The organism is Aeromonas sp. Y289-2 (genome assembly GCF_027705925.1).
GTDB lineage: Bacteria > Pseudomonadota > Gammaproteobacteria > Enterobacterales > Aeromonadaceae > Aeromonas > Aeromonas veronii.
Genome location: NZ_JAPDCH010000001.1, coordinates 540,872 through 552,924, shown reverse-complemented (window position 1 = coordinate 552,924; position 12,053 = coordinate 540,872). Strand labels below are relative to the sequence as shown.

Annotated in this window: 7 protein-coding genes; 3 read left to right on the top strand and 4 right to left on the bottom strand. The window is 58.6% G+C overall.

Going from position 1 to position 12,053, the window contains the following annotated elements:
* The first annotated feature begins 668 nt into the window (after window positions 1-668).
* From carA to OKC43_RS02400, 3 genes are all read left to right on the top strand, one after another.
* The gene (carA, locus tag OKC43_RS02410) at window positions 669-1,805 is read left to right on the top strand and encodes a glutamine-hydrolyzing carbamoyl-phosphate synthase small subunit (RefSeq protein WP_005337628.1); all 1,137 of its coding nucleotides are present in this window, start codon (window positions 669-671) and stop codon (window positions 1,803-1,805) included.
* Window positions 1,806-1,825: 20 nt separating this feature from the next.
* Window positions 1,826-5,050, top strand: a complete 3,225-nt coding sequence (gene carB, locus OKC43_RS02405; protein WP_005337626.1) for a carbamoyl-phosphate synthase large subunit — start codon at window positions 1,826-1,828, stop codon at window positions 5,048-5,050.
* Window positions 5,051-5,351: 301 nt separating this feature from the next.
* Window positions 5,352-6,503, top strand: a complete 1,152-nt coding sequence (locus OKC43_RS02400) for a DUF1615 domain-containing protein (protein ID WP_047437512.1) — start codon at window positions 5,352-5,354, stop codon at window positions 6,501-6,503.
* A gap of 160 nt (window positions 6,504-6,663) precedes the next feature.
* On the opposite strand, the gene tyrA is transcribed toward OKC43_RS02400, so the two are convergent.
* From tyrA to secF, 4 genes are all read right to left on the bottom strand, one after another.
* The gene (gene tyrA / locus OKC43_RS02395; protein ID WP_270803803.1) at window positions 6,664-7,791 is read right to left on the bottom strand and encodes a bifunctional chorismate mutase/prephenate dehydrogenase; all 1,128 of its coding nucleotides are present in this window, start codon (window positions 7,789-7,791) and stop codon (window positions 6,664-6,666) included.
* 135 nt (window positions 7,792-7,926) lie between these two features.
* Window positions 7,927-9,000 (bottom strand): 3-deoxy-7-phosphoheptulonate synthase, encoded by a 1,074-nt coding sequence (locus OKC43_RS02390; RefSeq protein WP_115521029.1) that lies wholly within the window; start codon window positions 8,998-9,000, stop codon window positions 7,927-7,929.
* Between the two features lie 409 nt (window positions 9,001-9,409).
* On the bottom strand, window positions 9,410-10,711 hold the full coding sequence (gene glgC / locus OKC43_RS02385) for a glucose-1-phosphate adenylyltransferase (RefSeq protein ID WP_270803802.1): 1,302 nt from the start codon (window positions 10,709-10,711) through the stop codon (window positions 9,410-9,412).
* Window positions 10,712-11,000: 289 nt separating this feature from the next.
* Window positions 11,001-11,918, bottom strand: a complete 918-nt coding sequence (gene secF, locus OKC43_RS02380) for a protein translocase subunit SecF (RefSeq protein WP_270803801.1) — start codon at window positions 11,916-11,918, stop codon at window positions 11,001-11,003.
* Between the last annotated feature and the right edge of the window lie 135 nt (window positions 11,919-12,053).

Sequence of the window (12,053 nt, the reverse complement as noted above, 5' to 3'; positions counted from 1 at the left end):
CCTCTGAGCGGCACTTTCGTACTACTGCTACCCCAGTGAAAAACCCCGGCTTGCCGGGGTTTTTGCTGTCAGTCAGCCAGAGTTTGTATAAAAAGACACACTGCCTGCAATTTTTATCTGAATGCCTTATAAATCACACTATTGCGTTATCCACCAGATTTTCCCTTCCTGAATGTCATCACCAGGTAACAGATTTGAGCATCTTTATGGCGGATAAAGCCATTTTTTTACACGGACCGAAAAAGACTAAAAATTCAAACACAGAAAAACGTTTTCCATTTTTCACGTTCACTCTTGTCATCGTAAAAGCGTTAAATTTGTCATTAATGTTTTTTGTGTAAAAATAAATGCCATTGTTTTAATTGGTTTTTTTGTTTGTTTTTGTCGTTATCGCTGGCTTGGCGGCATCTTTTGATGGTGGTTTTTCCTTTTCTTTCGTGGGAGGGGGTTGCAAAGCGATTGAGTGCATAGATAATGGGTAATGTTGCTTTTTTATTGAATTTAGATGCATTTCATCTGAGAAAAGACGTTGAAATGCCACTTTTTTTAAGTAGAATGCGCCCAATTTGCCAGAAATCTGCCGGGTTCGAGTCCTGTCCAAGACCGGAACCGAGCCCGCAACACCCAGGTAAATTGCTGAATTTAAAGCTAAATAACTGGAGGTTGTCTTGAATCACACTGCATTGCTAGTGCTGGAAGATGGAACTGTGTTCAAAGGCGTGTCGATAGGCGCCGAGGGATGTTCCGTTGGTGAAGTGGTTTTCAATACGTCGATGACGGGCTATCAGGAAATCCTCACCGATCCCTCTTATTCCCGTCAGATAGTCACCCTCACTTACCCCCATATAGGCAACACCGGCACCAACAGCGAAGATGAAGAGTCCAGTCAGATCCATGCTCAGGGATTGATCATCCGGGACCTTCCGATACTTGCCTCCAATTTCCGCAATCAGCAATCCCTCTCCGAATACCTCAAGTCTCACAACATCGTTGGCATCGCCGACATCGACACCCGTAAACTGACCCGCATTCTGCGCGAGAAAGGCGCTCAGGCGGGCTGCATTCTGGCCGGGAAACAGGTCGATGAAGCCTATGCTCTCGAACAGGCCCGCGCCTTCCCTGGTCTGAAGGGGATGGATCTGGCCAAAGAGGTGACGGTTGGTGAGGCGTACAACTGGACCGAAGGGAGCTGGCAGCTTGGCAAGGGGCACGTCACCCCGGATGCCGACCAGCTGAAATATCACGTAGTGGCCTATGACTTTGGCGTCAAGCGCAACATCCTGCGGATGCTGGTTGACCGCGGCTGCCGCCTGACCGTGGTGCCTGCCAAGACCCCGGCCGCCGAGGTACTGGCGATGAACCCGGATGGCATCTTCCTCTCCAACGGCCCCGGCGACCCCGAGCCGTGCGACTACGCCATCGAGGCCATCAAGGCTTTCCTTAATACCAACACGCCGGTGTTCGGTATCTGTCTGGGTCACCAGCTGCTGGGTCTGGCCTCCGGTGCCAAGACCGTCAAGATGAAGTTTGGCCACCACGGCGCCAACCATCCGGTGAAGAGCCTTGATGACAACACAGTGATGATCACCGCCCAGAACCACGGCTTTGCGGTAGACGAGAACAGCCTGCCGGATTGCCTGCGCGCCACCCACGTCTCCCTGTTCGATGGTTCCCTGCAAGGTATCCATCGCACCGACCGTCCGGCCTTCAGCTTCCAGGGGCACCCCGAAGCGAGCCCGGGCCCGCACGACTGTGCCGGTCTTTTTGACCACTTTATTGAATTGATTAAGCAGTATCGCGCCTAAGAAATAGAGGAAAGAGTTTCATGCCAAAACGTAACGACCTTCAGAGCATCCTGATCCTCGGCGCCGGCCCCATCGTCATCGGCCAAGCCTGCGAATTTGACTACTCCGGTGCCCAGGCGTGCAAAGCCCTGCGCGAGGAGGGCTACCGCGTTATTCTGGTCAACTCCAACCCGGCCACCATCATGACCGACCCGGAGATGGCAGACGCCACCTACATCGAGCCCATCACCTGGGAAGTGGTACGCGAAATCATCAAGAAAGAGCGCCCGGACGCCATCCTGCCCACCATGGGCGGCCAGACTGCGCTTAACTGCGCACTGGCGCTGGAGAAGCATGGCGTGCTGGCCGAGTTCGGTGTCGAGATGATCGGTGCCACCGCCGACGCCATCGACAAGGCCGAAGACCGCTCCCGCTTTGACAAGGCGATGCGCAGCATTGGCCTCGAGTGCCCGCGTGCCGGTATCGCCCACAATATGGAAGAGGCGTGGGGCGTGCAGCAGATGGTCGGCTTCCCCTGCATCATCCGTCCCTCCTTTACCATGGGTGGCTCCGGTGGCGGCATCGCCTACAACACCGAAGAGTTCGTCGAGATCTGCGAGCGTGGTCTGGATCTCTCCCCGACCAAAGAACTGCTCATCGACGAGTCGCTGATCGGCTGGAAAGAGTACGAGATGGAAGTGGTGCGGGATCGCAACGACAACTGCATCATCGTCTGCGCCATCGAAAACTTCGACCCCATGGGTATCCACACCGGTGACTCCATCACGGTCGCGCCAGCCCAGACGCTGACCGACAAGGAGTACCAGCTGATGCGCAACGCCTCCATGGCGGTGCTGCGCGAAATCGGCGTCGAGACCGGCGGCTCCAACGTCCAGTTCGGCATCAACCCGAAAGATGGCCGCATGGTCATCATCGAGATGAACCCGCGGGTGTCGCGTTCCTCCGCGCTGGCTTCCAAGGCAACGGGTTTCCCCATCGCCAAGATCGCCGCCAAACTCGCCATCGGTTACACCCTCGACGAGCTGATGAACGACATCACCGGCGGTCGCACTCCGGCCTCCTTCGAGCCGGCCATCGACTACGTGGTGACCAAGGTGCCGCGCTTCAACTTCGAGAAATTCGCCGGTGCCAACGACCGTCTGACGACCCAGATGAAGTCGGTCGGTGAAGTGATGGCCATCGGCCGCAACTTCCAGGAGTCCCTGCACAAGGCGCTGCGCAGCCTCGAAACCGGCAAAACCGGCTTCGACCCCATGGTTGACCTCAATGCCCCGGACTCCCTGACCCGCATCCGTCACGAGCTGCAGGACGCCGGTAGCGACCGTATCTTCTACATCGCCGATGCATTCCGCGCCGGTCTCTCCATGGATGGCATCTTCAAGCTGACCAAGATTGACCCCTGGTTCCTGGTGCAGATTGAAGACTTGGTGAAACTGGAAGAAGAGGTGAAAGAGCGCGGCATGGCGGGTCTGGATGCCGACTTCCTGCGTGCCCTCAAGCGCAAAGGCTTTGCCGATGCCCGTCTGGCCAAGATCCTCGGCGTGGCCGAAGGGGAAGTGCGCAAACTGCGCGCCCGCCACAACATCTTCCCGGTCTACAAGCGGGTCGATACCTGCGCTGCCGAGTTCGCCACCAACACCGCCTACATGTACTCCAGCTATGACGAGGAGTGCGAAGCGGCCCCGAGCAACCGCGACAAGATCATGATCATCGGCGGCGGCCCGAACCGTATCGGTCAGGGTATCGAGTTCGACTACTGCTGCGTCCACGCGGCGCTGGCCCTGCGCGAAGATGGTTACGAGACCATCATGGTCAACTGCAACCCGGAGACCGTCTCCACCGATTACGACACCTCCGACCGTCTCTACTTCGAGCCGGTGACCCTGGAAGATGTGCTGGAAATCGTGCGCATCGAAAAACCCAAGGGCGTCATCGTTCAGTACGGTGGCCAGACCCCGCTGAAACTGGCCCGTGCACTGGAAGCCAACGGCGTGCCGATCATCGGTACCAGCCCAGATGCCATCGACCGCGCCGAAGACCGCGAGCGCTTCCAGTCTGCCGTCGAGCGCCTCGGCCTCAAGCAGCCGGAAAACGGCACCGTCACCGCGCTGGAGCAGGCCGTGCTGCTGGCCGAGCGCATTACCTACCCGCTGGTGGTTCGCCCCTCCTACGTGCTGGGTGGCCGCGCCATGGAAATCGTCTATGACGAGCAGGATCTGCGTCGCTACTTCGCCGAGGCGGTGAGCGTCTCCAACGAATCGCCGGTACTGCTGGACCGCTTCCTGGACGATGCCACCGAGCTGGACGTGGATGCCATCTGCGACGGCACCGACGTGGTCATCGGCGGCATCATGGAGCACATCGAGCAGGCCGGTATCCACTCCGGTGACTCCGGTTGCTCCCTGCCTCCCTATACCTTGTCCAAGAAAATTCAGGACGAGATCCGCGAGCAGGTGCGCAAGCTGGCGCTGGAGCTCGGTGTTATCGGCCTGATGAACGTGCAGTTCGCGGTCAAGGGCGATGACATCTACCTCATCGAGGTGAACCCGCGTGCCGCCCGTACCGTGCCGTTTGTCTCCAAGGCGACCGGTGCTCCGCTGGCCAAGATTGCCGCCCGCGTGATGGCCGGTCAGTCGCTGCAAGAGCAGGGCTTCACCAAAGAGATCATCCCGCCCTACTACTCGGTGAAAGAGGTGGTACTGCCGTTTGCCAAGTTCCCGGGGGTTGACCCGCTGCTGGGGCCAGAGATGCGCTCTACCGGTGAGGTGATGGGAGTGGGCAGCAGCTTTGCCGAGGCCTATGCCAAGGCGCAGCTGGGTGCCAACCACGCCGTACCGAAAGAGGGTCGTGCCCTCTTGTCAGTGCGTCACAGCGACAAGGCGCAGGTGGTTGACTTGGCCGCCAAGCTGCTGGAGCTGGGCTACGAGCTGGATGCCACTCACGGCACAGCCGTCGCGCTGGGTGAGGCGAGCATCAACCCGCGTCTGGTCAACAAGGTGCACGAAGGTCGCCCGCACATTCTCGACCGCATCAAGAATGGCGAGTACACCTACATCGTCAACACCGCCGAAGGGCGGGTGGCGATCCAGGACTCCAAGCAGCTGCGTCGCGCCGCCTTGCAGAACAAAGTGGCGTATACCACCACCATGAATGAGGCGTTTGCCACCTGCATGGCCATCAGCGTGGATGCAACCGCCAACGTCAACTCGGTGCAGGAGCTGCACCAGAAGGTGAAAAACCGCTAAGAGTTTGCAGCGGGCATCAGCCCGACTTGCCAGACGACCAACCCCCGCCAGCGATGGCGGGGGTTTCTTTTTATCTGTCGCTCACCGTTCGGTTCGGGCCGGGTGAATCCTTGAAGAAGGTCATGAGTTCCGTATCGCAGACAACGGATGGCGCGTGGGGTGGCAAAAGCTGGCAAGGGGAGGGGATGCTGCGAGCGCGGGTTTCAACTGCAGCAGGCAATCCTCTACAATGGCCCCACTTTGCTTGTCAGTGCAGTGCCAGCGGCGCTGCCTGTAGGGCCTACAAAAAATGGACATGCTTATGACCGCTTTGCCTTCCTGTCGTCTTCTTGCCTTCTGCTCTGCCTTGCTGCTGGCCGGTTGTGCCAGTGATCCCGCCTCCGCGCCTGCCAAAGAGGCGAGCGTGAGCAACCCCAAAACGCCGCCTGCCATGCAGCCGCGCAAACCGGCGGATATGAAGAGCCGCATCGTGCGCTTCTTGCCCCGCCAGGTGCCTGACAAACAAGGGTGGGCCAACGACGTGGTGACGGCGCTCACCACCCAGGGGGTGACGGTCAATGATCACAATGTCTGTAGCGTGCTGGCGGTGGCGGAGCAGGAAGCCACTTATCAGGCCGACCCCGTGGTGCCGGGCCTTGGCAAGATCGCCTGGAAAGAGATCAACTCACGGGCAGCCAAGCTGCTGATCCCCGAATTTATGGTGCGTGCCGCGCTCTCCATCAACTCGCCCACCGGCAAGAGCTACGCCGAGCGGATCGACAAGTTGCGTACCGAGCGGGAGATGAGTGAAATCTTCGAAGACATGATCAGCATGCTGCCGATGGGCAAGACGCTGTTTGGCAACCTCAACCCGGTGCATACCGGCGGCCCGATGCAGGTGAGCATCGCCTTTGCCGAGGCCAACGCCCGTGGCTACCCCTATCCAATCAAGGATTCCATCCGCCACGAGGTCTTTACCCGTCGCGGCGGCATCTGGTTTGGCACCAAACATATCTTCGGTTATCCCGCCGACTACCCGGATACCCTCTACCGCTTTGCCGATTTCAACGCCGGCTGGTACGCCAGTCGCAATGCCGCTTTTCAAGCTGCCGTCAGCCGTTTGAGTGGCAAAACTCTGGCGCTGGACGGGGATCTGATCCGCTATGACTCGGATCTGCCGGGCAATACCGAGCTGGCCGTCTACACCCTCGCCAACCGGGTCAATATGAGCAAACAGGCGATCCACCAGAGCCTGCGTAAAGGGGATACCGCCGAATTTGCCGAGACCGATCTCTACCATCGCATCTTTACCCTGGCCGACAAGCAAGCGGGCAAGCGATTGCCCCGTGCCATCCTGCCCGGCATTCAGCTAAAGAGCCCGAAAATCACCCGAAACCTTACCACCGCCTGGTTTGCCAAGCGGGTGGATGACAGAGAGCAACGCTGCGTGCGGCAGATGGCGACGATTCGGTAGGACTGGGTTTGCTGCGAGACTAGTTGCAAAGCGGGTTGCCATTGTTAATGGCAACCTGCACGCTTAATCGCCCCTTCCAATGGAGATCTTTGGCTCGCATCCAGTCATGAACGGTGGCGGCTCCTTCCGAGTGGCATGAGTTGTTACTACTTTTGCAGGATCAGCCGTGTTGGCGGCGGTCGTTGGCCTGGGCCAGTAGCATGCGGCTTTCACGCAGGAACTGGTCGGCGTGTTCGCCGAAGAAACCGGAGACTTGCGAGAAGGCCGCGATGAAACCGTCCCTGTCCCCCCGTTCCAGCAGCCCCAGCGCTTCACCGAAGTTTTGGTAGTAGCGACGGATCATCGCCAGATTCTGCGGTGACGACAAAATGATGTCGGCATAGAGGTGGGGATCCTGAGCGAACAGCCGCCCCACCATGGCGAGCTCCAGCCGGTAGATGGGGGAGCTCAAACTCAGCAGGCGATCCAGATTGGCCTGCTCTTGGGAGAGGTGCCAGCCATAGGCAAAGGTGGCGAAGTGACGCAGTGCCTGAATGAGGGTCATGGCATCATCGTGGGCCTTGGCTTCCACCTGTTGCAAGCGGGCGCCCCAGATGGTCATCTGATCCAGCAGCCATTGGCTGGCGGCGGGGTCACGACCCTGGCAGCAGACGATCACCTGCTTGGCGAGACTCGCCACATCCGGCCCGAACATGGGGTGCAGTCCCAGTACCGGCCCTTGGTGCACCGCCAGCATATGTTCGAGCGGTGCCGCTTTCACGCTGGTGACATCGACCAGCAGGCAGTGGGCGGGCAGGTTGCCGAGGCGGTCGATGATCTGGCAGGTGATATCGATGGGCACCGCCACCATCACCAGACCGGCTCCGGTGAGGAGCTCGTCAGCACGCGGCCAGTCGGCTTGTTCCAGCGTCTCGACCCGATAGCCTGAGAGGCTGAACATGTGGCCGAACAAGCGGCCAAGCTGGCCCTGACCACCGATGATGACCACCTTGCCAAGATCCGGCTTTATGCATTTGAAGCCTGTATCTTTCTCGCTGGCATAAGATTCACGCATCACCCGGCGCAGCACGTCTTCGATGAGATCGCCGGGCACCCCCAACTGCTCAGCCTCGGCGCGGCGGCGGGCCAGCATGCTCGCTTCCCGATCCGGTGCATAGATGGGCAGGCCGTGGCGGCTCTTTACCTCACCCACTTCTCCCACCAGGGCCAGACGGGCGGCCAGCAGATCGATCAGCTGCTTGTCCACCGCATCTATCTTGTCCCTGAGTACATTCAACTCTTCAGCCATATCCAGTCCCTGCTGGCGCCGCGAGCGGCGGCGCCCTGAAAATCAAGATGCAACAAGGTATCACGGCGTGAGCGGCTTGATGCCACCAGCGGTGATACCTCGATTGTTCAATAGGTTACGACAAGATACCACGGCTTACCGTGCAGTTCTGCCCTTGAGGGGGTCAGCCAGCTGGTTGTGGCAGCGGTCCAGCAGGGTAGCGGTGGTGTCCCAGTCGATGCAGGCATCGGTGATGGAGACCCCGTAGCGCATCTGCTCCTTGGGCTGCTCGCTGGACTGGTTTCCCTCGAACAGGTTGGATTCGAGCATCACCCCGATGATGGAGCGGTTGCCCTCCTGGATCTGGTGGATGACGTTGTCGGCCACCTTGGGCTGCAAACGGTGATCCTTGCTGGAGTTGCCGTGGCTGCAATCTACCACCAGACCGGGCAGCAGGCCCGCCTTTTCCAGTGCCTCTTCCGCCAGCGACACATTGACCGAGTCGTAGTTCGGGTGCTTGCCGCCGCGCAGGATCACGTGGCCATCCGGGTTGCCCTGGGTCTGCAGCAGCGCAACCTGACCCTGCTGGTTGATCCCCATAAAGGCGTGAGGGGAGGAGGCCGCCTGCAACGCATTAATGGCTGTCCCCAGGTTGCCGTCGGTGCCGTTCTTGAAGCCGACCGGCATGGAGAGACCTGACGCCATCTCCCTGTGGGTCTGGGATTCGGTGGTGCGGGCGCCGATGGCTGACCAGGAGAAGAGCTCCGCCAGGTATTGCGGGCTGATGGGGTCGAGCGCTTCGGTGGCCAGCGGCAGCTCCAGCTCCGCCAGCCAGCAGAGTAGCTCGCGGGCACGGTGCAGCCCCAGCTCCACATCGAAGGTGCCATCCAGATTGGGGTCGTTGATAAAGCCTTTCCAGCCGACCGTGGTGCGCGGCTTCTCAAAGTAGACCCGCATGACAATGTAGAGAGAGTCCTGATAGGCATCATGCAGCGCTTTGAGTCTGGTTGCGTACTCTTTGGCGGCGTCCATGTCGTGGATGGAGCAGGGACCACAGATCACCAACAGGCGGTGATCGCGGCGGTGAATGATGTCGGCGATGGTATTGCGGGCCCCTTGCACGAATGCCAGCGCCTTGTCGGAGATGGGTAACTTCTCCTTGAGCTGGGCAGGCGTGATCATCACTTGTTCGGACTGGATATGGATGTTGTTCAGGGGGTCTCTTTGCATGATTTCATTCTCTCTACTGTATTAAGCCAAAAGCGGCTGTACCTATATGTTTACACTGGTACCTGCTTTGTTACGCAACCGCCATCACCTTACCAAGGAAAAACAAACAATCAAGTGAAACCAGTGGGTTTACCGCTAAAAAGTCAGATAAAGGAGCTGCTATATAGCGCGAACAGGAATAATACAGAGGGTTTTTCGGAGGCTTAATGGTTTTTGTGTAACCCAATGTTTACGACTTGAGGGCGTGAAGGCTGCGTTGTCCAGCTGTTTACCCACAGTAAATGGTATCTCTGGGAGACTGCAACGCGATGGCAATGATGGTGTGAGGTGGCTATCTGGTCAGCCATAGAAAGAGGGTGCCATAATGGCTCCCTTTGCGGTAGGAAGGGGGATCCCGTCTGGCTGCGGATCAGCGCTTTTGTTTTCCCTGCAGCTCTTTGTTCAGGCGAGTGAGCATCCCCTGGGTGACCAGCACTATGCCCTGCTCGGAGCGGTGGAAGCGACGTGCATCTTCATCGGCGTTTTCACCTATCACCGTGCCTTCCGGCAGTTTGCACCCCTTGTCGATCACCACCCGGCGCAGTCGGCAACCGGCACCAATCTCCACACCCGGGAAGATAACGGCCTGATCCAGAGTGCAGAAGGAGTCGACCCGCACATTGGTAAAGAGCACCGAACTCAGGATGAAAGAGCCACTGACGATGGTGCCCCCGGCAAACATGGAGTTGATGGTCATGCCGTGCTGGCCGTTTCGGTCCTGCACGAACTTGGCGGGAGGAGTCATGTTCTGACTGGTCCAGATGGGCCAGTCCTGATCGTAGATATCCAGCTCAGGCGTGACGGAAGCGAGATCCATATTGGCCTCCCAGAAGGAGTCCACGGTGCCCACATCGCGCCAGTAGGGGCGGCGATCCGGACAGCAGCCGACACAGGACATGCCAAACGGGTGAGCGAATGCGGTGCCCTCTTTCACCACGCGGGGGATCACGTCCATGCCGAAATCGTGATGGGACTGCTCGTTGGCAATGTCCTCTTCCAGCAGCTGATAGAGATACTCCGCATCGAAGATATTGACGCCCATGGAGGCCAGCGCGGTGTCGGCCTTGCCCGGCATGGCGGGCGGGTTGGCAGGCTTTTCGACGAAGGCATTGATCTTGCGATCATCATCCACCGCCATTACCCCGAAGGCGCTTGCTTCACTGCGTGGCACCTCGATGCAGGCAACGGTCACCTTGGCGCCCATATTGACGTGGTCGAGCAGCATGGCGGCGTAATCCATCTTGTAGATGTGATCGCCTGCCAGCACCACCACATATTTGGGGGCGTGATCGCGGATGATATCCAGATTCTGGTAGACCGCATCGGCGGTACCCCGATACCAGTTCACCTCATCCACCCGCTGCTGGGCAGGGAGCAGATCGATAAACTCGTTCATCTGGTAGCGCAGGAAAGACCAGCCCGATTGGAGATGGCGCAACAGGCTGTGGGATTTGTACTGGGTCACGACACCGACCCGACGAATGCCGGAGTTGATGCAGTTGGAGAGCACGAAATCGATGATGCGGAATTTGCCGCCGAAATGAACGGCAGGTTTTGCACGGTTGTCGGTTAACTGTTTGAGGCGACTACCCCGCCCTCCTGCGAGTACCAAAGCCATGGTCTCGTTCAGCAACTGTCTGGATTTTGCTGTATTGGCAGGTTGTAACAACATCTCATATCCCTTTGTAGATAAATCACTACAATGTTGCCTCCTTTGAGCCCTCAAGAAAGTGCTTTCAGTCACATTTTATGGTTTCTGACGTAATAAAATGACTTTTTTGTTATTAAAAATGACGGGTTGATCCGTCATTGCTTTCAATATGGTCAGTTGTCAATTGAAGCGAGCCGAGCAACAAAAGGGGCGGCGAGAGACCGAGAGGAGGGATGGAAAAAGCCCCTGCCAATGGTTGGCAGGGGCCCGGTTCGTTGAGACCCGGTAAGCCGGGTCTGATTAACAAGGTTCAGGCTGCGTTGGCCAGTGGCTCCTCGGTCTTCTTCTGGTAGGCCTGCGGGGTGAGCCCAAGCAGCTCCTGCACGGTCGAGGCGACGGTAATGGAGGAGACGGTGCCCACCAGGATCCCGGCAAACAGGGTGAAGGAGAAGCCGTAGAGGGCGTCACCGCCAAACAGCAGCAGCGCACCCACGGTAAACAGGGTGGTGCCCGAGGTGATCATGGTGCGACTGAAGGTCGCCTTGATGGCCACATCGGAGCATTCGTGGATGCCCATCTGGGTACGCGAGCTCAGCAGATCCCGCAACCTGTCCGAGATGACGATGCTGTCGTTGAGGGAGTAGCCGATCACCGCCATCAAACCGGCGATGATGTTCAGATCGAATTCGATCTGAAAGAGTGACAGCAGCCCCAGCGCCACGATGGCGTCATGGACCACCGAGAGCAGAATGCCGATGGCCTGACGCCACTCGAAGCGAAACGCCAGATAGGCCGACATCGCCAGCGAAGCGACCAGCACCGCCAGCATACCCTGCTGGAACAGTTCGGCACCCACCTGAGGGCCGACGATGGTGGTGCGCAGCAACTCGACCGGCATCCCCAACTGCTGGGTCAGCATGGTGGCGAGATCCGCCGCGGGCCAGGGAAGTTCGTGGGGGGGCAGCTTGATCAGCCACTCGCCGGGAATACCGGCCGAACTCAGCTCAACGGCTCCCGCCAGCGGGGAGACCAGCATGGCATTGAGCTCATGGGCCTCTTTCAGGGTCTGGATATGAAACTCCAGCAGGATCCCGCCGGTAAAATCGAGCCCCAGTGTCAGGCCGTTCACCAGCAAGATGGCGACACTGGCCACAGTCAGCAGGATGGAAGCCCACAGGCCGATATAACGCCAACGGGTCAACCCCATTGCAACGATCATTCTCAACATAATTCTCTCCTTGGCCAGCCAGCATCAGGCTGTTGGCCCATCACGACGTGTCGCGACACGCCGGGAAAATAGTGTTCTGCTTTGGCCGCTCCGGCCATATCCATGGCCGATGGCGCAGCCAAAGCCGCTCATCAG

Coding starts and splice junctions, on each gene's coding strand:
- carB (WP_005337626.1), top strand. CDS start 1,826: ATGCCAAAACGTAACGACCTTCAGAGCATCCTGATCCTCGGCGCCGGC.
- OKC43_RS02400 (WP_047437512.1), top strand. CDS start 5,352: ATGACCGCTTTGCCTTCCTGTCGTCTTCTTGCCTTCTGCTCTGCCTTG.
- tyrA (WP_270803803.1), bottom strand. CDS start 7,791: ATGGCTGAAGAGTTGAATGTACTCAGGGACAAGATAGATGCGGTGGAC.
- OKC43_RS02390 (WP_115521029.1), bottom strand. CDS start 9,000: ATGCAAAGAGACCCCCTGAACAACATCCATATCCAGTCCGAACAAGTG.
- glgC (WP_270803802.1), bottom strand. CDS start 10,711: ATGTTGTTACAACCTGCCAATACAGCAAAATCCAGACAGTTGCTGAAC.
- secF (WP_270803801.1), bottom strand. CDS start 11,918: ATGTTGAGAATGATCGTTGCAATGGGGTTGACCCGTTGGCGTTATATC.